Annotated in this window: 22 protein-coding genes; 10 read left to right on the top strand and 12 right to left on the bottom strand. The window is 60.4% G+C overall.

Annotated elements, in window-relative coordinates; genetic code table 11:
- Positions 1–4 precede the first annotated feature (4 nt).
- Both TRM7615_RS18415 and TRM7615_RS18420 read right to left on the bottom strand, forming a co-directional pair.
- Positions 5–517 carry a PaaI family thioesterase gene (locus TRM7615_RS18415; RefSeq protein WP_108790316.1) on the bottom strand — a complete coding sequence of 171 codons (513 nt, stop codon included), beginning with the start codon at positions 515–517 and terminating at the stop codon, positions 5–7.
- A complete protein-coding gene (locus TRM7615_RS18420; protein WP_108790646.1) occupies positions 517–936 on the bottom strand; it encodes a PaaI family thioesterase in 420 nt (139 codons plus the stop codon). Before TRM7615_RS18420 ends, TRM7615_RS18415 begins: the two co-directional genes overlap by 1 nt.
- A gap of 117 nt (positions 937–1,053) precedes the next feature.
- Here TRM7615_RS18420 and TRM7615_RS18425 point away from each other — a divergent pair, with 117 nt between their 5' ends.
- The 8 genes from TRM7615_RS18425 to TRM7615_RS18460 all read left to right on the top strand — a co-directional run bounded on the left by TRM7615_RS18425 (position 1,054) and on the right by TRM7615_RS18460 (position 8,761).
- Complete coding sequence (locus tag TRM7615_RS18425; protein ID WP_108790319.1) at positions 1,054–1,437, top strand: MerR family transcriptional regulator; 384 nt, start codon at positions 1,054–1,056, stop codon at positions 1,435–1,437.
- A 154-nt stretch (positions 1,438–1,591) separates the two neighbouring features.
- On the top strand, positions 1,592–1,777 hold the full coding sequence (locus tag TRM7615_RS18430; protein WP_108790322.1) for a hypothetical protein: 186 nt from the start codon (positions 1,592–1,594) through the stop codon (positions 1,775–1,777).
- A 207-nt stretch (positions 1,778–1,984) separates the two neighbouring features.
- Entirely contained in the window at positions 1,985–2,386 is a 402-nt protein-coding gene (locus TRM7615_RS18435; RefSeq protein WP_108790325.1) for a MerR family transcriptional regulator, read from the top strand.
- A gap of 51 nt (positions 2,387–2,437) precedes the next feature.
- Positions 2,438–4,216 carry an acyl-CoA dehydrogenase C-terminal domain-containing protein gene (locus TRM7615_RS18440; RefSeq protein ID WP_108790327.1) on the top strand — a complete coding sequence of 593 codons (1,779 nt, stop codon included), beginning with the start codon at positions 2,438–2,440 and terminating at the stop codon, positions 4,214–4,216.
- Positions 4,217–4,274: 58 nt separating this feature from the next.
- The gene (locus TRM7615_RS18445; protein ID WP_085796647.1) at positions 4,275–4,487 is read left to right on the top strand and encodes a hypothetical protein; all 213 of its coding nucleotides are present in this window, start codon (positions 4,275–4,277) and stop codon (positions 4,485–4,487) included.
- Between the two features lie 185 nt (positions 4,488–4,672).
- Positions 4,673–5,311 carry a glutathione S-transferase family protein gene (locus tag TRM7615_RS18450; RefSeq protein ID WP_108790330.1) on the top strand — a complete coding sequence of 213 codons (639 nt, stop codon included), beginning with the start codon at positions 4,673–4,675 and terminating at the stop codon, positions 5,309–5,311.
- A 12-nt stretch (positions 5,312–5,323) separates the two neighbouring features.
- The gene (locus tag TRM7615_RS18455) at positions 5,324–6,535 is read left to right on the top strand and encodes an acetyl-CoA C-acetyltransferase (protein ID WP_108790332.1); all 1,212 of its coding nucleotides are present in this window, start codon (positions 5,324–5,326) and stop codon (positions 6,533–6,535) included.
- 24 nt (positions 6,536–6,559) lie between these two features.
- On the top strand, positions 6,560–8,761 hold the full coding sequence (locus tag TRM7615_RS18460; RefSeq protein ID WP_108790335.1) for a 3-hydroxyacyl-CoA dehydrogenase NAD-binding domain-containing protein: 2,202 nt from the start codon (positions 6,560–6,562) through the stop codon (positions 8,759–8,761).
- A 98-nt stretch (positions 8,762–8,859) separates the two neighbouring features.
- Here TRM7615_RS18460 and TRM7615_RS18465 read toward each other — a convergent pair whose 3' ends face one another.
- The 3 genes from TRM7615_RS18465 to TRM7615_RS18475 form a co-directional block, all read right to left on the bottom strand.
- The gene (locus TRM7615_RS18465) at positions 8,860–9,534 is read right to left on the bottom strand and encodes a Hint domain-containing protein (protein WP_108790338.1); all 675 of its coding nucleotides are present in this window, start codon (positions 9,532–9,534) and stop codon (positions 8,860–8,862) included.
- 232 nt (positions 9,535–9,766) lie between these two features.
- The gene (locus TRM7615_RS18470) at positions 9,767–10,423 is read right to left on the bottom strand and encodes a sulfotransferase family 2 domain-containing protein (protein ID WP_108790341.1); all 657 of its coding nucleotides are present in this window, start codon (positions 10,421–10,423) and stop codon (positions 9,767–9,769) included.
- Positions 10,424–10,460: 37 nt separating this feature from the next.
- Positions 10,461–11,372, bottom strand: coding sequence for a DMT family transporter (locus TRM7615_RS18475; protein WP_108790344.1), 912 nt, complete (start codon positions 11,370–11,372; stop codon positions 10,461–10,463).
- Between the two features lie 161 nt (positions 11,373–11,533).
- On the opposite strand from TRM7615_RS18475, the gene TRM7615_RS18480 reads away from it, so the two are divergent.
- A complete protein-coding gene (locus tag TRM7615_RS18480) occupies positions 11,534–12,547 on the top strand; it encodes a hypothetical protein (protein WP_108790347.1) in 1,014 nt (337 codons plus the stop codon).
- Positions 12,548–12,583: 36 nt separating this feature from the next.
- On the opposite strand, the gene TRM7615_RS25970 is transcribed toward TRM7615_RS18480, so the two are convergent.
- Entirely contained in the window at positions 12,584–13,435 is an 852-nt protein-coding gene (locus tag TRM7615_RS25970; protein ID WP_235824136.1) for an SPOR domain-containing protein, read from the bottom strand.
- Here TRM7615_RS25970 and TRM7615_RS25975 point away from each other — a divergent pair.
- Positions 13,419–13,781 carry a hypothetical protein gene (locus TRM7615_RS25975; protein WP_235824137.1) on the top strand — a complete coding sequence of 121 codons (363 nt, stop codon included), beginning with the start codon at positions 13,419–13,421 and terminating at the stop codon, positions 13,779–13,781. The genes TRM7615_RS25970 and TRM7615_RS25975 overlap by 17 nt on opposite strands.
- Positions 13,782–14,089: 308 nt before the next feature.
- Here TRM7615_RS25975 and upp read toward each other — a convergent pair whose 3' ends face one another.
- The 6 genes from upp to TRM7615_RS18515 all read right to left on the bottom strand — a co-directional run bounded on the left by upp (position 14,090) and on the right by TRM7615_RS18515 (position 19,863).
- On the bottom strand, positions 14,090–14,722 hold the full coding sequence (upp, locus tag TRM7615_RS18490; protein WP_108790353.1) for a uracil phosphoribosyltransferase: 633 nt from the start codon (positions 14,720–14,722) through the stop codon (positions 14,090–14,092).
- Positions 14,719–15,705 carry an adenosine deaminase gene (locus tag TRM7615_RS18495; protein WP_108790356.1) on the bottom strand — a complete coding sequence of 329 codons (987 nt, stop codon included), beginning with the start codon at positions 15,703–15,705 and terminating at the stop codon, positions 14,719–14,721. Before TRM7615_RS18495 ends, upp begins: the two co-directional genes overlap by 4 nt.
- Complete coding sequence (locus tag TRM7615_RS18500; protein WP_108790360.1) at positions 15,702–16,913, bottom strand: phosphopentomutase; 1,212 nt, start codon at positions 16,911–16,913, stop codon at positions 15,702–15,704. The genes TRM7615_RS18495 and TRM7615_RS18500 overlap by 4 nt, the downstream gene beginning before the upstream one ends.
- A complete protein-coding gene (locus TRM7615_RS18505) occupies positions 16,910–18,217 on the bottom strand; it encodes a thymidine phosphorylase (RefSeq protein WP_108790365.1) in 1,308 nt (435 codons plus the stop codon). The genes TRM7615_RS18500 and TRM7615_RS18505 overlap by 4 nt, the downstream gene beginning before the upstream one ends.
- 4 nt (positions 18,218–18,221) lie before the next feature.
- Positions 18,222–18,614, bottom strand: a complete 393-nt coding sequence (locus tag TRM7615_RS18510) for a cytidine deaminase (protein WP_165821474.1) — start codon at positions 18,612–18,614, stop codon at positions 18,222–18,224.
- Positions 18,615–18,777: 163 nt separating this feature from the next.
- Positions 18,778–19,863, bottom strand: a complete 1,086-nt coding sequence (locus TRM7615_RS18515; protein ID WP_108790370.1) for a cupin domain-containing protein — start codon at positions 19,861–19,863, stop codon at positions 18,778–18,780.
- Positions 19,864–19,957 lie beyond the last annotated feature (94 nt).

Here is a 19,957-nt window from a genome sequence, read left to right on the forward strand (position 1 = left end):
CGGTTCACTCGGTCTTGAGTTGCGGCATCAGGAAATGTCCGCTGGCCTGCGCAAAGAGCTTGTCGTGGTTGTCTTGCCAGGCTTCGACCCGGACCGAGGCATAACGCCGACCGGCCCGGCTGATGTAGGCGCGGGCATAAGCGTCGCGCGGCAGGCCCGAGCGCAGATAGTCCACTGTCAGGTCGATGGTCTTTGGGAACGCAGGCATATTGCCGGCTTCGATGTCTTCAGGCGACAGCTCGCCACTTTCGATCAGCGGCCACAAGTGCGACCAGCTGAGAGAAATCACCGCCGTCACTTCGAGAAACGCGGCCGTCACGCCGCCATGGATCGCGGGCAGAAACGGGTTGCCAATCAGCTTGTCGTCGAAATTCAGCACCCCGGTCAGCTCATCCCCGCGCCGATCAAAAGTGATGTCGAGAAACTGTATGTAGGGCACGCCCCCCACCAGCGCGTTCAAAGTGGCATCGCGGCGTTGTTTCACCACTTGCATCAGTTCGGGCTTGGAACGGGCCATCAGCGTTTCTCCACCGTGAATGCGCCCGAGGCCGTGGCCACGGGGCGATCCGTGTCTTCATCCGTCGCAGTTGCGCGCACAAAGGCCACGTTGCGGGTGATGTGATAGCACTCAGCCTTGGTGGTGATCGCCTGCCCTGGGGTGGCCGCCCGCATGTAGTCGATCCGCAGGTCGATCGTCGCGGTCCCTCCGGGTGCGGCGGGGTGACTCATCACCGCAGCCCCCGCGCAGGTGTCCATCATTGCAGAGACAGCTCCACCATGAATCACGCCGGTCTTGGGATCACCAATTAGCGCCTCGTTGTAAGGCATGGTGATCTCTGCCTCGCCGTGCCCGATATGGGTCAACTGCAGGCCAAGCGCGTTGGCATGAGGGATGGCCTGAATGAACTGGGCCGCAATTTTTGTCTTGTCTGTCATCGCTTGCACTTTATGCGTGGGCTTTGTCTCTTTATGAGCCTGCGCCCGCCAAAAGGGCAAGCCCACCTGTTGCGCTTGTCGCAACGACACCATAGGTTGCCGCCAAGGAGATTGAGAATGTCTGACATCCGCCTGTCATTCAAGGAGATGTGCGCCGAGTTCGACGTCACACCGCGCACGCTTCGGTATTACGAGTACATCGAGCTATTGCAGCCCGACCGCGAAGGCCGCTCGCGCTATTATGGCGCACGCGAACGCGCCCGCATGAAACTGATCATGCGCGGCCGTCGCTTTGGGTTTCCACTGGAAGAGATTCGCCAGTGGCTGTTGATCTATGAACACGAAGGCAATCGCGCCCAAATGGAGGCGTTTGTCCGCAATGCTGGTGTTCAGCTCACCGAACTCGAGTCGCAGAAACAGCAACTCGAAGAGGCCATGTCCGAACTCATCCAACTGCGCGAAGAAACCGCCAAGGACCTGCAGGACGGCAAGATCGAGTAAGATTTGAGGCGCTTGCCCCATACTCAAAAACACGTGAGATGCCGCAAGCGGCGTTGATCTGTCCAACTTGCGGCTACATTCTTGTAATCGGTGCCTTGCTACTGGTGACCAGGGTTCACTGCAGTGCCGCACCCATTCTGGTGAGAGGTGGCCAATGAAACTTTCAGTTCTGATCGTGATCTCGTGCTTTGTCCTGACCGCTTGCGATGTCGGTCCAAATGGCTATGGATCTGCACCTGCCGGTGTATCCCAAGCCGAGTGGGATGCACAGATTGAGGCAAATCGATCGGCCCGGCGACAGCATTATGCCGGTCCACGTGGCGGTGCTTCGGGCCGGTGATTCACACGACAAAGCAGCTGAAATAGGCGTTGGCCCGCGTGACGCCACGGCAATTTTCATGCCGAAATCAGGCAAAAATTTAATTGATCTTACGTCAAGAATTTCGTGACGCAGCGTTCGACTTACGTAAACGTCAAGCTGATGTTGTAAACAGCGACAACACTGATCACCTCAGGTTCACAACACTTGTGATGAGAGTTTGACATTATGACTGACAACACACTGACCATCCGCGAGATGTGCGACACGTATGATGTGACTCCTCGGACCTTGCGGTTCTACGAGTCCAAAGAGCTGTTGTTCCCGATCCGCGAGGGACAAAAGCGCCTGTTTACAAAACGAGACCGTGCGCGGCTCAAGCTGATCCTGCGCGGCAAGCGCTTTGGCTTCAGCCTGGAACAGATCCGCCAACTGCTGGATCTGTACGACGCAGGTGACCAACAACAGGTTCAACTGGAACGCACCTATGAGCTGGGGCGCGAACGTCTGGCCGACATGGAACTTCAGCGCGATGAACTGAACCAGGCCATCGACGATCTGAAGGAACAACTTAAGTGGGGTGAAAAGATCATCACCTCGAACAAGCAAAACAAGAAGGCCGCCGAATAACGCCGTCGGCCTTATGGTCCCACCAACATTCATTCACCCAGGGAGCTCCTCATGCCCATTTACAACGCCCCGACCAAGGACACTCAATTCGTTCTGCATGACGTCCTAAAGGTCTCGCAATCCGACATTCCCGGCTATGACGAGCTGGAAAGCGAATTCACCGGCGCCGTTCTGGAAGAGGCCGGCAAGCTGGCCACCAATGTGCTGCATCCGCTGAACACCGTGGGTGACACCGAAGGCTGTACGCTGGAAAATGGCGTTGTCCGCACCCCGACCGGCTTCAAAGAGGCGTTTGAAGAGGTCAAGGCAGGCGGTTGGACTGGCCTGGACATGCCCGAACAGTATGGCGGCCAAAACATGCCCTACGTTGTGGGCACCGCAGTGGGCGAAATGTTTTCGGCCGCAAACCAGGCGTTCACCATGTACCAAGGTCTAACCCATGGTGCTGCCTCGGCCATTCTGGCGCACGGCACGGACGAGCAGAAGAACACCTATCTGCCGAACATGGTCAGCTGCGACTGGACCGGCACCATGAACCTGACCGAGCCGCACTGCGGCACTGACCTGGGCCTGATGCGCACCAAGGCGGAACCGCAGGCAGATGGCAGCTACAAGATCACCGGCCAAAAAATCTTCATCTCGTCGGGTGATCACGACATGGCCGAAAACATCGTGCACCTGGTGCTGGCCAAGATCGTTGGTGGCCCCGAGGGCATCAAGGGCGTGTCGCTGTTCATCGTGCCAAAGTACATCGTCAACGAAGATGGCTCGCTGGGCAACCGCAACCCCGCAACCGTCGGCAAGATCGAAGAGAAAATGGGCATCCACGGCAACTCGACTTGCGTGATGAACTATGACGATGCGACCGGCTATCTGCTGGGCGAAGAGCACAAGGGCATGCGCGCCATGTTCACCATGATGAACGAAGCGCGTCTGGGTGTAGGTATGCAGGGTCTGTCGATGGCCGACGCCGCCTATCAGAACGCCGTTGAATACGCCAAGGACCGCCTGCAGGGCCGCGACGTGACCGGTGTCAAGAACCCCGATGGCCCGGCTGATCCGCTGATCGTGCACCCGGACATCCGTCGTAACCTGATGGACCAGAAAAGCTTTGTCGAAGGCGCCCGCGCGTTCATTCTGTGGGGCGCTTCGATGATCGACGCCGCACACCGCAAGGGTGACAAGGACGCCGACGGCCTGATCTCGCTGCTGACGCCCGTCATCAAGGGCTTCCTGACCGACGAGGGCTATGACATGACCGTTCAGGCCCAGCAGGTCTACGGCGGCCACGGTTACATCGAAGAATGGGGCATGTCGCAATACACCCGCGACGCCCGTATCGCGATGATCTACGAAGGGGCCAATGGCGTTCAGGCGCTGGATCTGGTGGGCCGCAAGCTGGCCGCTGATGGTGGCAAGCACGTCATGGCCTTCTTTGAGCTGGTGAAATCCTACATCAAGGACAACTCCGGTCAGGACGAAGCGTTCGATCGCGATTTCCTGGAGCCGCTGAAAGCAGCCTCCAAGGATTTGCAGGCCGCGGGCATGTATTTCATGCAGAACGCGACCAACCCCAACAATGCGCTGTCGGGCTCGTATGACTTCATGCACATGTTCGGCCACGTTTGCCTGGGCCTGATGTGGGCGCGTATGGGCAAAGCCTCGCTGGACGCTCTGGCCGCCGGTGCCGAGGACAAGGAGTTCTACGAGACCAAGCTGGTAACAGGCCGCTTCTACATGGCGCGCCGCCTGCCCGCGACCGGCATGCACCTGGCCCGCATCCAGAGCGGTGGAGACACCGTTATGACACTGGACGCCGCCAGCTTCTAAGCGGAAGATCGGCTTCGGGCGGCCCGCCGCCCGAAGCCAAACATTCCAAAGGACGCCCATGCCCAAACGTTTCAAACTGACCCGCCGTTTCCCCTGCGCCATGACCGAGGATGCCTATCGCAAACTCAAGAATTTCGCGCGTGAGGCCGGGTTGGACGAAGGCGAGGCTTTGTCCTTTTTGTTCGAGAACTTCAACAGCGTGATCAATGAGGAGAACCTGACCCACAGACTGCGCCTGTTCAACGCAGAGCTAGAAGATCGCAAGCGGTGAGGCCGCGGGCTCCAAGAAAAGCAATGCAATCATTCAACCCGCTGGATGCCTCCGGCGGGAGTATTTTCAAAGGGGTGAAATGTAAGTCGTGCTCACCACCGGGTGCGCTTGCCATCAGGACCACGACGGCTTCACCCTTTTGAAAATACTCAAACTCCACGATCAGCCACGGGAGGGGCATCGCCATGACAATGAAACTCTACTGCTTCGGAGAAAGCGGCAATTCCTACAAGGCGGCCTTGGCCCTGCAATTGAGCGGGCTGCAGTGGGAGCCGGTGTTTGTCGACTTTTTCAAGGGCGAGACCCGCACGCCTGAATACCGCGCCAACGTAAATGAGTTGGGCGAAGCACCGGTGCTGGTCGATGGCGAATTCAAAACCGGGCAGTCGGGCGCGATCCAAGCCTATATCACTGAGCAATCAGGCAAGTTCGGCGGCAAGACCCACGAAGAGAACTATGAGATCTTTCGCTGGGTGCTGTGGGACAACCACAAGCTCAGCTCAATGGCCGGTGTCACCCGCTTTTTGATGAACTTCCTGCCCGAAGACAAACGCCCCGCCGAGGTGATCGCTTTCAATCAGGGCCGCCTGCGCGGTGCCTATGAGCTGCTGAACAATCACCTGGATGGTCGTGATTGGATCGTCGGTGACGGGATCACCAATGCCGATCTCAGCTGCTGCGGCTATCTCTACTACCCCGAACCCTTCGGCTTTGACCGCGCCGAGTGGCCCCACATAAACGCCTGGCTGGACCGCATCAGCGCCCTGCCCGGCTGGAAACACCCCTATGACCTGATGCCCGGCAATCCGTCGGACCGCGCTTGAGGAGAGTAAACAATGACCGAAGCCTATATCTATGACGCCCTGCGCACCCCGCGCGGCAAGGGCCGCAAGGATGGCAGCCTGCACGAGGTGACCAGCCTGCGCCTGTCCGCGTTGACCATGAACGCCATCAAAGAGCGTAACAACCTCGAAGGCCACGCCGTCGAAGACGTGATCTGGGGCAATGTCACCCAAGTGATGGAACAGGGCGGCTGTCTGGCGCGTTCGGCCGTGCTGGCCTCGGACCTAGACGAGTCGATCCCGGGTCTGTCGATCAACCGGTTCTGTGCCTCGGGCATGGAAGCCGTGAACCTGGCCGCAAATCAGGTGCGTGGTGGTGCAGGCGACGGTTATATCGCTGGTGGCGTCGAAATGATGGGCCGCGTGGCCATGGGCAGCGATGGTGCAGCGATTGCTGTTGACCCGTCGATCGCCATCGACGGCTATTTCGTGCCGCAGGGCATTTCGGCCGACATCATCGCAACCGAGTATGGCTTTAGCCGCGATCAGGCCGACGCTCTGGCGATGGAATCGCAGCGCCGCGCAGCGCAGGCCTGGGAAGAAGGCCGGTTCGACAAGTCGGTCATCTCGGTCAAGGATCAGAATGGCCTGACCATTCTGGACCGCGACGAATACATGCGCCCGGGCACCGACATGCAAAGCCTTGGCAGCCTGAACCCTGCGTTCCAGATGATGGGCGAGCAGATGCCGGGCTTTGATAAGATCGCCATGCTGAAGTACCCGCATCTGGAAAAGATCAACCACATCCACCATGCGGGCAACTCGTCCGGCATCGTGGACGGTGCTGCGGCTGTTCTGATCGGCAACAAGGAATTTGGTGAAAAGCATGGCCTGAAACCGCGCGCGCGCATCAAGGCCACTGCCAAGATCGGTCTGGACCCGACCATCATGCTGACAGGTCCGGTGCCTGTGACGCAAAAGATCATGGCCGACAATGGCATGGCTATTTCCGATTTTGACCTGTTCGAAGTGAACGAAGCCTTCGCCTCGGTCGTGATGCGCTTCCAGCAGGCATTTGATGTTGATCCTGAACTGGTCAATGTCAACGGCGGCTCGATCGCCATGGGCCACCCGCTGGGCGCCACCGGTGCGATCATCATCGGCACCCTGCTGGACGAGCTGGAGCGTCAGGACAAGGAAACCGGTCTGGCAACCCTGTGCATCGCATCCGGCATGGGTGCAGCGACCATCATCGAGCGCGTGTAAGAACGGCGTCTGGAGAACAAGAAAATGGCTGAATTTACACTGACCAAAGACGCAGACGGCGTCGCAACCATCACCTGGGATGTGCCCGGCAAGACCATGAACGTGATGTCGTTCACCGGTCTCGAAGAGCTGAACGCCTGCATCGACGACGCGCTGGCCGATGATGCGGTCAAGGGCATCGTTGTGACCTCGGGCAAAGAAGGCTCATTTGCAGGTGGCATGGACCTGAACCTGCTGGCCGTGATGAAAGAACAAGCTGGCGACGATCCGGCCAAGGGCCTGTTCGAGGGCACCATGCAGATGCATGCCCTTCTGCGCAAAATCGAACGCGCCGGCATGGACAAGAAGACCAACAAGGGCGGCAAACCGATTGCCTCGGCCCTGCCCGGCACCGCTGCTGGCATCGGTCTGGAATTGCCGCTGGCCACGCACCGCATCTTTGTGAGCGAAAACCCCAAGGCGAAATATGGCCTGCCTGAAATTCTGGTTGGGATTTTCCCGGGTGCCGGCGGAACCACCCGTCTCGCCAAAAAGCTGGGCGCGATGGCGGCCTCTCCGCTGCTGCTTGAAGGCAAGATGCTGGACGCCAAAAAGGCCAAAGGCGCCGGTCTTGTGGACGAAGTTGTTGCCGATCCGGTGGCTGCAGCGCGCGAATGGGTGCTGAATGCCAAGGACGCCGACATCGTCAAACCCTGGGATGCCAAGGGCTACAAGATGCCCGGAGGCGCGCCCTATCATCCCGCTGGCTTCATGACCTTCGTGGGTGCATCGGCCATGGTACACGGCAAAACCCAAGGCGCGTTCCCGGCGGCCAAGGCGTTGTTGAGCGCGGTTTACGAAGGTGCTCTGGTCGACTTTGACAACGCGCTGAAGATCGAAGCGCGCTGGTTCACATCCGTGCTGATGAACCCATCGTCGGGTGCCATGATCCGTTCGCTGTTCCTGAACAAGGAAGCTTTGGAAAAAGGCGCTGTGCGTCCCAAGGATGTGCCGGATCAGCGCGTCAAGAAGCTGGGCGTTCTGGGTGCGGGCATGATGGGCGCGGGCATCGCGCTGGTGTCGGCGCAGGCCGGTATGGAAGTGGTTCTGATCGACCGCGACCAGGCTGCTGCCGACAAGGGCAAGGCCTATACCGAAGCTTACCTCGACAAGGGCATGAAGCGCGGCAAGGTCACCCAGGACAAGAAAGACGCGATGCTGGGTCTGATCACCGCGACCCCGGATCTGGAGCAGCTCAAGGGCTGTGACCTGATCATCGAGGCCGTGTTCGAAGACCCTACCGTCAAGGCCGAGATGACCAAAAAGGTCGAGGCGATCATCCCCGAGGATTGCATCTTTGCCTCGAACACCTCGACCCTGCCGATCACCGATCTGGCCAAGGCGAGCGTGCGTCCTGAGCAGTTCATCGGCATCCACTTCTTCTCGCCGGTTGAGAAGATGCTGCTGGTCGAGATCATCAAGGGCAAGGAAACCGGGGATCGCGCGGTCGCCAAGGCGCTGGATTATGTGCGCCAGATCCGCAAGACCCCGATCGTGGTCAACGATGCGCGCTTCTTCTACTGCAACCGCTGCATCATCCCCTATGGCAACGAAGCAACCCGTATGATCACCGAGGGCGTGGCGCCCGTTCTGATCGACAACGCGGCGCGTCAGCTGGGCTTCCCGGTTGGTCCGGTGCAGTTGGGCGACGAGACTTCGATCGACCTGGGCGTGCGCATCATGAAGGCCACCAAGGCCGCCATGGGCAATGCATACCCCGCGTCTGAAGCCGACGATCTGATCGTCTGGATGGAAGAAGAAGGTCGTCTGGGCCGCAAGGCTAACGCGGGCTACTTCGACTATGACGAAAAGGGCAAGCGCACCGGATACTGGAAAGGTATCCACGACAAGTATCCGCTGGCGGATGAGCAGCCCGACCTGATCGAGGTGCAGGAACGTCTGATGTTCGCGCAGGTTCTGGAAGCCGTTCGCGCGCTGGAAGAGGGGGTGGTCGAAGACATCCGCGAAGCCGACGTGGGCGCGATCCTGGCCTGGGGCTTTGCGCCTTGGTCCGGTGGTCCGCTGAGCTGGCTGGACATCATCGGCGCGCCTTACGCGGCCGAGCGTTGCGATCAGCTGTCCGAGAAGTATGGCGAGCGGTTCGCCTGCCCGCCGCTGCTGCGCGAAATGGCTGAAAAGGGCCAGACCTTCTATGGCCGCTTCAACCCCGAAGCCAAAGCAGCCTAAGGCTGATCACAGACACAAAGAAACCGGCGTCCCAAGGGGCGCCGGTTTCATGTTGGAGACCGAGGGTATCGAAACTCCAAACCCCGAACACTCGGGGACTAGGTGGCCCTTACAGGGCGGCTGGGACGAACCGGCCCATCGTGGAACCCGCCCGGCAACTCTGCTGGGTCCGAGGCCACGGCCAAGGCGTCGTCATCTTCGATGATGCAATTCACCAGAAACTGCGCAGCAGGTCCGCTCAAAACATCATACAGTCCCTGAACAGGCTTTCCGGTTTCGGAATACAAAGGCTGCGGGCTGGGACAATGCGCCAGCATGCCCCCCTCGACATAGATCACTTCGTCTTTGTTGAAGCCGATTGTCGTCACTTCGATCTGCTCGCCGGGATACCCCAGGGAAATCCCTCGCAGCCCGTTCAGCAGGCGAGCCGGCACAACGGCAAAGGGATCACCAACAGCGTCCTGCGCTGCGTCGCATTCAATCAGCATCCCCTGATCCGGCATCAGCCAAAGCTCGCGCCGGTTGAACAGCGCGCCGTCGGGCACCAGAACCGGGCGCCGCTGTCCTGCGACGTTCCCTTCGGGCATGATCAACGTTTCGCGCTGGATATCGACAATGGGTTGCATCGCATGATCAAAGGTCAGCACCCGGTCGCCAACCGACAGGGCTTCAACCGCGCGCCAGCCCAGGTTCGAGGCCACATGCGTGCCCCTGAGAAACCCGGCCTGACCGGTGATTAGCAGACCGTCCAGCGCAGCGCTGGTCTCGGCCATACGCGAGGTCCCTCGACCCCGTTTTTCTTTCCATCCGAACACAAGCCTATTCCTTGTATGTGGCAGCAGCAGTCACAAGCATGCCGGATTAACTATGATGTCCAAACAGCAGGCCCGATTCGAGTGCCGCTGTGAGGTCAGAACAAGGGCAAGAATGTGGCATTGCCCGGGCAATTTCCGACAATGCGGGCCAGTTGGGGGTGATTGACTTCAAATTTTCAACAAACGCGCGTTATCCGTCGAAAGCATACCCGAACCGTTGGATGTCCGGGGCGCACATGTCCTGGATCGCCTGGGCCGTCTCGTCATCGAAATAGACCCGGTAGTCTTCCCCGCGCCGGGACCGGTTGATGTGGGGAATGTCCAAGGAAAACCCCAGATGCGCCTCGACCGGTTTCAGGTCCTGCGCCAAATGCTCCATCCGCACAAAGGCCTGACATTGCTCGCGCCCGTCCGAGCGTCGCACATAGGCCGAGGCAGGCATTTGACGAAACCCGGCTTGTGTGTCCGGGTGCAAAAGGAATGGCTTGAATTCAAGCGCCTTTGCCAAGGTTACCGCCGGATGTTCAAAGCTCTGCTCGCGCAGCCAATGATAGTAGCTGACGGCGCGGTCCCACGGGTTGCGCACCAGTGTGAAGACAAACATCTGGTCCAGAATGTCCCCGGCAACGACCCCTTCCATGTCCGCCAGGGTCGCATGTTTCCACAGCCGCCCCCGTGCCTGATCCGCTAGGGCCTTTGCCCGCGGCCTGCGCCGCAGCGCCTTGGGCGTGTCGCCCAGAAGGATGTCATCCTTCATTGCCCGCGCTTCCAACGCCAGGGACAAGGACGTGCCGCCGGTCTTGGGGATGTGAACAAAGATGTAATTGCGGCCGGTCGAGATGATCATGAAACAGCCATACCACGTTGTGATGCGGGAAAAACCCTCAGGCCTTTGACCTTACGGCGATGATGCTGCCCGCAAAGGCAATCAGCGCGATGCCTGCAATCTGCCACAGACCCAACCCCTGCCCCAAAACCGCCCAGGCAAAGACCGGGCCAAAGATCATCACCGAGTATTCGAACACGGCCACGTAAGACGGCTCGCCCAGTTGGTACGCCTTGATCAACATGAAGACGGCCGTCACCGACCCGACCGCCTGCACCACCACCCAAACCAGCGCCTCGTCCATGGGCCAGATCCAACCGCGGGTGACAAAACCTGCGGGTCCATCGACGCTGTCCATCGGAAAAAAATGCAGCACGGTGACACCCGCCACCCCCATCAAACCAAGCGTGATGGTCATGCCGCCCAGCAAGGCAACGGTGCTTTCGCCACCGCACAGGCTGCGGGTGGCGATGGCGGCCAAGGCGTAGAAAAACCCGCCGACAACCGGGATCAGGATTTTCCAGTCGAAGTCCGCCGGATCGGGCTGAAGGACAAACAGGATACCGGTGAACCCGATGGCCACGGCCAAAACGCGCCACGGCCCGATCTTTTGTCCCATGCCCACCCCGGTGATCAGCAAAATGAAGATCGGAGAGGTAAAGAGCCCGGCCAAAGCCTGAGCAATCGGCATCAGGGCCAAGGCGCTGAAATAAAACAACATCGCAGTGGCAATCAGCAGGCTACGGACGACAACAGCCCACAGGCGCTGCGGGCCGAACTGGCCCAAGCCGATAACCGACATCAGAAAGACAATGGGCAACATCATGGCTGATCTCACCACGTGAAATTGCCACAATCCGATACTATCGGCCAAATACACGATGAAATTGTCGATGACCCCGATCAAGGCCATTGCCGCCACCATAAAGGCCGCCGCCGCGATGGGAGAGTTCTTGATTTCCGCCTGCATGGCTCTTGTTCGGCGGTTTGCTGCCCCTTAGCAAGCCCAAGCGCGACGCTGGTGCACATTTCCGACAGCATACCAAAGGAAATCTCCCGCTAGTCGTTTGCGGCGCAGGCTCGGGACATGCTAAACAAGGGCAAAAGACAACGCGAGCAGATCCAGCACGAATGACCGCTCTCAAGCAATATGAACGGATCGAGGCAACCGGTCTGTGGCGACCCACAGCCGAAGAACAGCGCCGCGAGGTCGTTGTGTCCATCGGCGAGGCGACGCTGACCATCTCGGATTTCAACGACAGTGCCCTGACACACTGGTCGCTGGCGGCCCTGGTGCGCCAAAACCCCGGTGAATTTCCGGCCGTCTATCACCCCGATGGCGACCCTGGTGAGACGTTGGAACTGGCCGAGAGCGAAACCACAATGATCGAGGCCATCGAGCGGCTGCAACGCGCCATCGACCGTGCCCGCCCGCATCCCGGGCGCCTGCGTTTGGTCTCGATTTTGGGCGTCGGTGCTGCTCTGGCGGCCGTGCTGGTGTTCTGGCTGCCGGGCGCTATGAAGCGGCACACTGTCAGTGTGGTGCCCGACATCAAACGGCAAGAGATCGGTCGCGCCCTGCTGGACCGGATCGAGCGCGTTGGGGGGCGAGAGTGCTCGGAACCCGATGCCGATCCGATCCTGCGCCAATTGGCGGCGCGCACAGGTGTCGACCGGCTGGCCGTTGTGCCCGCAGGCGTCGCGGACAGCTTGCATCTGCCGGGTGGCATCGTGCTGCTCAATCGCACATTGATCGAAGATCACGAAGACCCGGCCGTGGCTGCGGGCTTTGTCTTGGCCGAACGGGCCCGCGCCGAACAAACGGACCCGCTGGACGAGATCCTGGACTTTGCCGGTGCCTGGCCGTCCTTTCGCCTTCTGACCACAGGCGACATCGCCCCTAATGTGCTGGACCGCTATGCCGAATATGCTTTGGCAGAGCCACGGCCGGCCTTGGACGAGGATGCGACACTGGCGCTTTTTGCTCAGGCCGCGATCCCCTCGTCGCCCTATGCCTATGCGCTGGATGTCACCGGCGAGACGGTTCTTGGTCTGATCGAAGCTGACCCGATGGCGGGACGGACACTGGAGCCGGTGCTTCCGGATCGCGATTGGGTGCTGCTGCAAAGCATCTGCGACCAGTAAGGCCGCAGTCTCGCTTAACACCCTAACAGTTCAGGATCACTTGGTCAGACGTGCGCCCGAGAACCCGGCGCCGCGCACCTGGTTCAGTGCTGATGCAGCCTGTGCCTGCGAATTGAATGGGCCGACCAGAACCACCTTGTAGGTGCCTGATCCACGGCGCACGGTGCCCACATTCATGGGCAACCCGCTACCCGACAGCCTCTGCGCTGCCTGGCGCGCGGCTGCATCGTTTTGATAAGACGCAACCCGGACATACCGCGCTTCGACCGGCGCTGTTGGTCCAGAGCGTGTCGAGAAGGTCAACCGGTTCGGACGCGTGGCCAAATTCGTGTAGGAATTTTCAACACCCTCAACCGGAATAATCGGCACATCGGTCGGAACCCGGCGCAGCGTACGCGGTATGGTTCGTTCCCAAATCGCATCAGATTGTGCATCGCCCGCCGCAGAGCGCAGGCCGCGGTTTGGGTTCAATCGGTCATCTTCACGCTCAACAGCGCGGAACCCTGTGGGCGGCTCGAACCGGCTGACAGTAATCGCCGGGCGCAGGGTACGTTCAGCACGATGCGGGTTCAGGCGGTCGTCTTTCCACACTGAGCGGAACCCTTTGGGTACTTCGACGTTACGAGTATTCTGGCGGTTATCATACACGTGGCGCGGCGCGACGCGGGTGTTCAGCGAGACCTTGACCCCTGTGCTGGCCGGGGTCGCGTTGGTCGGAGCCGTGTTCAAGCTAGACGACTTGCGGCTGGTACCAGAGCCATGGGTGATCGGAGATTCCGTCTGCGGACCGCAGCGCACGCCCGATTTGTTGATGAACTGCTGACTGAAGGCCGACGCGTTGGAACATCCGCCACCCGTTGCAGCCGGTGCCGTGCGGCGTGGTGCCACCACCGGCGCAGCGGCGGTTGTGGGTTTGGGCGCAACTGTGGTGGCCGGGCGTGTAGTCGTTGGACGAGCCGCTGTGGTTGCTGTGGCAGGACGCGCAGTTGTGGTCCGCGTCGTGGTGCGCACAGTCGTTGTGGGCGTGGACGTTGTCTTCGGTTTCGGGGTCGAGACAACAGTGGGCTTTGGTCCTGGGCTAGGCTTCGCCTGGGCCTTGGGTTTCGGTTTTGGTGCGGCGGTTGCAGCAGCCGTCGCCGTCGCAGTGGGCGCGGTCGGTTCGATGGTGATCAGCTTGGGGTTGGCGGTCTGTGTCGGACGCGCCGTCGCACCAGCCACCGCTGTTGGCTTGTAGCCGCACACCTGACGACGATCGCGCGACACGCGCGGGACCCATGTCACATTGCCGTCAATTCCAGCGCGGATGTAGATACACCCGCGGCTGTCAACATATTGTTTACCTTTGTAGGACGCAGGTGGAAATTCCGCCGGTGGAGACGATTTCCGCAGAGTTTGGGCGTTCAAACTCGTCAATCCGGCCGTCGCGGCCATTATGGTTACTGCAATAACTCTTGTAATTCTCATGACTGCCCCCACAAGATGTGCAGGCAGGATGCAGCAATTCAGCTCTTGAGTAAAGGACTCAGTTGCCTCTGATTCGCCTTATTTCGTCCCGAACATCCGATCGCCAGCATCGCCAAGTCCCGGCATGATATAGCCTTTTTCGTTTAGCTCACGATCAAGCGAGGCGGTGACGATGGGCACATCGGGGTGCGCTTCCTTCATCCGGGCCACTCCTTCGGGCGCCGCCAGCAGACACAGGAAACGGATGTCGGTGGCACCTGCATCCTTGAGCAGATCAATCGCCGCTGCCGAGCTGTTGCCGGTGGCCAGCATCGGATCCACCGCAATCACGAGGCGATCTTTCAGACCTTCGGGCGCCTTGAAGTAATACTGAACCGGCTTGAGCGTCTCTTCATCCCGATAGAGACCAACAAAGCCCACGCGCGCCGAGGGCACCAGTTCCAGCACGCCGTCCAGCATTCCGTTGCCCGCCCGCAAGATCGACACCAGCGCCATTTTCTTGCCTGCCAGAATGGGGGCTTCCATCTCTTCCATCGGGGTCTGGATCGTGCGCGTGGTCAGCGGCATCTCGCGCGTGATCTCATATGCCAGAAGCTGCGTGATCTCGCGCAGCAACTGCCGGAACCCGGCGGTCGATGTGCCCTTGTCCCGCATCAGCGTGAGTTTGTGCTGCACCAACGGGTGATCGACAACTGTCAGGTGGTCGCTCATTTCATCTCCAATCGTTTCTTGACCCGCGCACGGGTGTCTTCATCGCAGAATGCCGCATCAAGCGCCGTGGCGTTGAGGTCGGCGAAATCCTGTTCGCTCCAGTCGAAGGCCTGCGCCAGCATCTCATATTCGCGGCGCATCGTCGTGTGGAAAAAGGGCGGGTCGTCGGTCGAAACGGTCACATTGACGCCCGCATCGCGCAGCCGCGCAATCGGGTGAGCCGTAAAATCGGGGTAAAGACCCAAGACCACGTTCGAGCCGGGGCAAACCTCGAGCACAGTGCCGCGATCTTGCAGTTCGTGCACCAGATCAGCGTCTTCGATCGCGCGCACACCGTGGCCCACGCGTTCCACCTTGAGGTCACGCACGGCATCACGGACACTTTCCGGTCCGCCAAACTCGCCCGCATGGGTGGTCAGACGCAATCCGGCCTCGCGCGCGCAGTCAAAGCTCCAGGCGAAATCACCCTGACGGCCCACGCCTTCGTTGCCGCCCATGCCAAAACCCACGATCCAGTCGCCCGCCGTTTCGGCCGCGCAGATGGCCGAGGCCTTGGCCTTTTCCGGTCCAAAGTGGCGTACGCAGGTGACAACGCCGCGCAGCGTGATGCCCAGTTTGGCCTCAGCCTCATCCGCGGCATCCTGGATGGCCGCCAGATAGTCGCGCCAGGCAGCCACATCGCCGCCCCCGCAGAAATCGGGGCTTAGAAAGGTCTCAGAATAGACCACACCGTTTGCGGCGCTCTCTTCCAGAATGGCGAGCGTCAGACGGCGGAATTCCTCGGGTCCGGTCAGCACCTCGCTGGCGGCCTCATACACGCTCAGAAAATGCGCAAAATCACGGAAATCATAAGAGCCGTCCGGCTTGAAGATGCCGCTCAGGTCCATCTTCTTTTCATGTGCAAGCTGCCGAATGAAGGCGGGCGGCGCGGCCCCTTCATGGTGCAGATGCAGTTCTATCTTTGGCAGGTCAGCGACCGTCATAGGAAACTCCGTCCCGGACCTTTGGCCGGGATGTTGAGGTGAAGTGCGATACTGGCGGCAACGTCGGCAAAATCAATCTGACCAATCCGACCGCTGCCACGCCCGGCGATCAGCACCGGAACTTGTTCGCGTGTGTGATCGGTGCCGATCCAGCTGGGGTCATTGCCGTGGTCCGCGGTCAGCACCATCATATCATCGTCGCGCATTTTTGGCAGGATGGCCCCGATCTGGGCATCGAACCATTCCAACGCGCGGGCATAGCCGCTGATGTCGCGGCGATGACCATAAAGACTATCGAATTCAACGAAATTGGCAAAAGTCAGGCTGCCATCTTCGGCGGTCTCGACTTTATCGGCCAGGGCCTGCATCAGCTCGGCATCCGAGCCCTTGGTCAGCGTGTCGATGCCCTGCATGGTGAAAATGTCGCCAATCTTGCCGATTGCGTGAACTTTGCGTCCCGCGTCCTGAACCCAATTGGTCAGAACAGGCGCGGGCGGTGCGATGGCATAGTCTTTGCGGTTGTTGGTGCGGGTAAAGCCGTTCTCAGGCGTGCCGACAAAGGGCCGCGCGATGACACGGCCCACTTTCATCTCATGCAGCAGTGGGGCCACATCAGCGCAAAGCTGGAGCAGGCGATCGAGGCCGAAAGTTTCCTCATGCGCGGCGATCTGAAAGACGCTGTCGGCCGAGGTGTAGCAGATCGGCCAACCGCTGCGCATGTGTTCTGGGCCATGCTGATCGATGATGACTGTGCCGCTGGCGTGACAGTCGCCCAGGATGCCACCGGTTCCGGCGGCTTGCGCCACAGCGCGGGTCAGATCGGCAGAGAATGCGGGCGGAGTATCGGGGAAATAATGCCAATCCCACGGCACCGACAGCCCCGCCAGCTCCCAATGGCCCGAGGGCGTATCCTTACCCAGGCTATGCTCACGCGCACAGCCCCAAAGGCCGCGTGGAGTTCCTTCTAACCCGGGAGTTTTGTCACCTGATGCCATTTGGGTCGCCGCGCTCAATCCCAACCGATCAAGATTGGGCAGGCTCAACGGCCCGCTGCGCCCCTCTTCCGCCTGCCCTGCGGCGCAGGCCTGCGCGATATGCGCCACTGTATTTGCGCCCGTGTCTGGTACATCACCATTGAAGAACCGGTCAGCATCCGGCGCGCCGCCAATGCCCACCGAATCCATCACCACAAGAAAGGCCCGTGTCATGCACCGATCCTTTCATGGATCAGAGGCGGCACATCAGGTGCAGTGTCACCGAGCGTGATGGCCTGACGCAAAGCTGCCTCGGCCCGGCGCGCCGCATCCTCGCGACTGGCGTGGATCACAGCCAGGGGCTCGCCCTTGCTCACTTTGGTCCCCAGACGCACGACACCGGATAGGCCAACCGCCGGGTCAATCTCGTCACTTTCGACCTGACGCCCGCCACCAAGCGCCACGACGGCCAGCCCCAACGCCTCGCCATCAATGGCTGCCACGTAGCCGCTCTCGCGCGCCGTGACCTCTTGGATGACGTTGGCCTCGGGCAGGAAGCGGTCCCAGTTTTCGACAAACTGTACCGGACCGCCAACGCTGGCGATCATGCGCCCGAACCGGTCAGCAGCGCGACCATCGCGGATAATCTCGGCAACCTTGGCGGTGCCCTTTTCGACCGATGCAGACAGGCCTGCATCCTTCAACAGAACACCCCCCAGAGCCGACGACAGCTCGGACAACAAACTCACCTCGCCGCTGGTCAGCGCGCGCATGACCTCGGCCACCTCCAACGCGTTGCCCAAGGAACGTGCCAGTGGCTGGTTCATGTCGGTGATCACGGCAGACGTCCGACATCCAGCGGCATTGGCGGTGTCGGCAAGCGCCGTGGCCAGCGCCCGCGCCTCGTCCGGTGTTTTCATGAAGGCCCCGCTACCCACCTTGACGTCCAGCACCAGCGCATCGGGGCTCGCGGCGAGTTTCTTGGACAAGATTGAGGCGGTGATCAAATCAAGGCTTTCGACCGTCGCCGTCACGTCGCGAATGGCATAGAGCCGCTTATCCGCGGGCGCGATCTGCGCCGTGGCGCCAACGATCGCGGCGCCGACGTTGCCCACGATGTCAGCCAGGCGTTCTTGCCCCACTTGCGTGGTCACGCCGGGGATCGCCTCCATCTTGTCGAGCGTGCCACCGGTGTGGCCCAATCCCCGGCCAGAGATCATCGGCACATAGGCCCCGCATTCCGCCAGTGCCGGGGCCAGCATCAGCGAGACGCAATCGCCCACGCCGCCGGTCGAATGCTTGTCGATCACCGGCCCGTCCAAATCCCAGCTCAACACATCGCCGCTGTCGCGCATAGCCAGTGTCAGCGCCGCGCGCCCCTCGGCCCCAAGTGCCCCCATGCAGACGGCCATGGCAAACGCCCCGGCCTGTGCATCGCTGACACCGCCGTCGGCAAGACCTTGGGCAAACCAGCTGAGCTCTGCGGCGTCAGGCACATCGTGGCGACGCAGTTTCGCAATGATCGAGCGGGCATCCATCAAGTCAGTTGCCCTCCATATGCTCGGCCCCAAAGGCACCGGGCAAAAGCTCTCCGATCGTCATGGATTTTTCGATACCGTCTGCGGAAGCCATGGTCACCACCACGCCCGGCGAACCGAATTCGGCCAGCTTCTGACGGCAACCACCGCAAGGGGGAACGGGAAACGGGCTGTCCGCCACGACATAGACTTCGGTCAGGCGGGTCTCGCCCGCGGCCACCATGGCTGCGATTGCGCCGGCCTCGGCACAGGTGCCTTCGGGGTAGGCTACGTTTTCAACGTTGCAACCAGAGTAAACCTGGCCATCTTGGCCCAAAATAGCAGCGCCCACCTTGAACTTCGAATAGGGCGCATAGGCCTTTTCGCGCACCTTTTCTGCAGCATCTTTCAAGCTCATGGCGATTCCCCGAATTTTGATCAATTGGTCAGAGTACGCCACCATAATCCGAATTGACCGCAGAGGTGAAGAGGTCACTACGGGGAAGGTTTTTTCGCATTTGGCAGAAAGTGGCGGCGAGTCTAACAACCGCCACCTGGATCGTTTCACTTGGTCTAAAAGGTCAGGCCAAAGTGGTGTTGAACGTGCCGGGCAAGGTCACTTCGAGCAGCTCGACATCATCACTGGGATCCGACAGACGGGTCTTCATGCCCGGGGGGATGACAAAGGCATCGCCCTGTTCCAAGGCAAACGGCTCGCGCCCCTCCCCTTCGAGCGTCAGCGTTCCATTCATCACAAAGGTGAAGTGGATGTCAGTGTCATGGCTGGCCCATTGCGGCGCGCCCTCGCCCCGGCGTACGACCTGTACGCCGGCAACGCCCTTGGTGTTTTCGGCAATCGTCGTGTCACGGCAAATGTAGCCCGGCAGACGAAACGGTGCCCATTCGGCCCCGTCAGCGCAGTTATAGACAAAGCGCTGCCCGTCCCATTCCCGCTCCGGGCGGTAATGTGGTGTTGGCAGCTGCATGTCGTGGTCAATCTCGGTCACATGCTCGGCTGGAACGCCGATCTCGATCACTTGCACATTGTCGCTCGCCTCGAGCACGCGGTGGCGGATTTCGGGCGGCTGAATGAAACAATCCCCCGCAGTCAGGCGCATCTTGTCACCCTGGTCCTCGTAAACGACATCAACCCAGCCGTGGATGCAAAAGATCAGCTGAAACCCCACCTTGTGGAAATGCACCATGTCCGGTACCGGCCCGCCATCAGGAATACGGATGTGGCTGGCGATAATCGAACCGCCCAAACGATCCGGCACCAGATCACGGTAATGCATCCCCGCCCGTCCGATGATCCAAGGCGCCTGATCCTTGAGGCGGCGCACCACAAAGGAATGCACGGTTTCTGGCATCACCATCGGCGGATTGCGCTCTTCGACCTCGATCACGGTGCCGTTGGGGGCAACTAGGCGGCGATCGCCACCTGCAAACTCATCCGGTGCGTCGGTCAGGATTCGGATCGTTCCGGGCGCTTCGGTGGCGTCCTTTTCCACGCGCACGCGTAGCCCATGCCCCGAAAACACTGCTGTGCGCGGGTCATCAGCGGGATAGATGGAATCCATCCGCATCCCCAAGGTTTTGGTGAAAAACGGGATGTCATCGCGCAACTCTTTGGTCGGCAAGCGCATTTCGGCTATTGTGTCGGGCATTGGCTCTTTCTCCTCTGGCGCGGACAGTGCCGCCGAGCAGACGGATTTGCAAGAAGTCGCCTGCGACAGGATTTCCCGGCCACTCGACCTCTCA

Origin of the sequence: Falsiruegeria mediterranea M17, from assembly GCF_900302455.1 — a bacterium.
GTDB lineage: Bacteria > Pseudomonadota > Alphaproteobacteria > Rhodobacterales > Rhodobacteraceae > Falsiruegeria > Falsiruegeria mediterranea.

Bases quoted from the DNA above. Each gene is read 5' to 3' on its own strand.
- TRM7615_RS18415 (WP_108790316.1), bottom strand. From the start codon at position 517: ATGGCCCGTTCCAAGCCCGAACTGATGCAAGTGGTGAAACAACGCCGC.
- TRM7615_RS18420 (WP_108790646.1), bottom strand. From the start codon at position 936: ATGACAGACAAGACAAAAATTGCGGCCCAGTTCATTCAGGCCATCCCT.
- TRM7615_RS18425 (WP_108790319.1), top strand. From the start codon at position 1,054: ATGTCTGACATCCGCCTGTCATTCAAGGAGATGTGCGCCGAGTTCGAC.
- TRM7615_RS18430 (WP_108790322.1), top strand. From the start codon at position 1,592: ATGAAACTTTCAGTTCTGATCGTGATCTCGTGCTTTGTCCTGACCGCT.
- TRM7615_RS18435 (WP_108790325.1), top strand. From the start codon at position 1,985: ATGACTGACAACACACTGACCATCCGCGAGATGTGCGACACGTATGAT.
- TRM7615_RS18440 (WP_108790327.1), top strand. From the start codon at position 2,438: ATGCCCATTTACAACGCCCCGACCAAGGACACTCAATTCGTTCTGCAT.
- TRM7615_RS18445 (WP_085796647.1), top strand. From the start codon at position 4,275: ATGCCCAAACGTTTCAAACTGACCCGCCGTTTCCCCTGCGCCATGACC.
- TRM7615_RS18450 (WP_108790330.1), top strand. From the start codon at position 4,673: ATGACAATGAAACTCTACTGCTTCGGAGAAAGCGGCAATTCCTACAAG.
- TRM7615_RS18455 (WP_108790332.1), top strand. From the start codon at position 5,324: ATGACCGAAGCCTATATCTATGACGCCCTGCGCACCCCGCGCGGCAAG.
- TRM7615_RS18460 (WP_108790335.1), top strand. From the start codon at position 6,560: ATGGCTGAATTTACACTGACCAAAGACGCAGACGGCGTCGCAACCATC.
- TRM7615_RS18465 (WP_108790338.1), bottom strand. From the start codon at position 9,534: ATGGCCGAGACCAGCGCTGCGCTGGACGGTCTGCTAATCACCGGTCAG.
- TRM7615_RS18470 (WP_108790341.1), bottom strand. From the start codon at position 10,423: ATGATCATCTCGACCGGCCGCAATTACATCTTTGTTCACATCCCCAAG.
- TRM7615_RS18475 (WP_108790344.1), bottom strand. From the start codon at position 11,372: ATGCAGGCGGAAATCAAGAACTCTCCCATCGCGGCGGCGGCCTTTATG.
- TRM7615_RS18480 (WP_108790347.1), top strand. From the start codon at position 11,534: ATGACCGCTCTCAAGCAATATGAACGGATCGAGGCAACCGGTCTGTGG.
- upp (WP_108790353.1), bottom strand. From the start codon at position 14,722: ATGAGCGACCACCTGACAGTTGTCGATCACCCGTTGGTGCAGCACAAA.
- TRM7615_RS18495 (WP_108790356.1), bottom strand. From the start codon at position 15,705: ATGACGGTCGCTGACCTGCCAAAGATAGAACTGCATCTGCACCATGAA.
- TRM7615_RS18500 (WP_108790360.1), bottom strand. From the start codon at position 16,913: ATGACACGGGCCTTTCTTGTGGTGATGGATTCGGTGGGCATTGGCGGC.
- TRM7615_RS18505 (WP_108790365.1), bottom strand. From the start codon at position 18,217: ATGGATGCCCGCTCGATCATTGCGAAACTGCGTCGCCACGATGTGCCT.
- TRM7615_RS18510 (WP_165821474.1), bottom strand. From the start codon at position 18,614: ATGAGCTTGAAAGATGCTGCAGAAAAGGTGCGCGAAAAGGCCTATGCG.
- TRM7615_RS18515 (WP_108790370.1), bottom strand. From the start codon at position 19,863: ATGCCCGACACAATAGCCGAAATGCGCTTGCCGACCAAAGAGTTGCGC.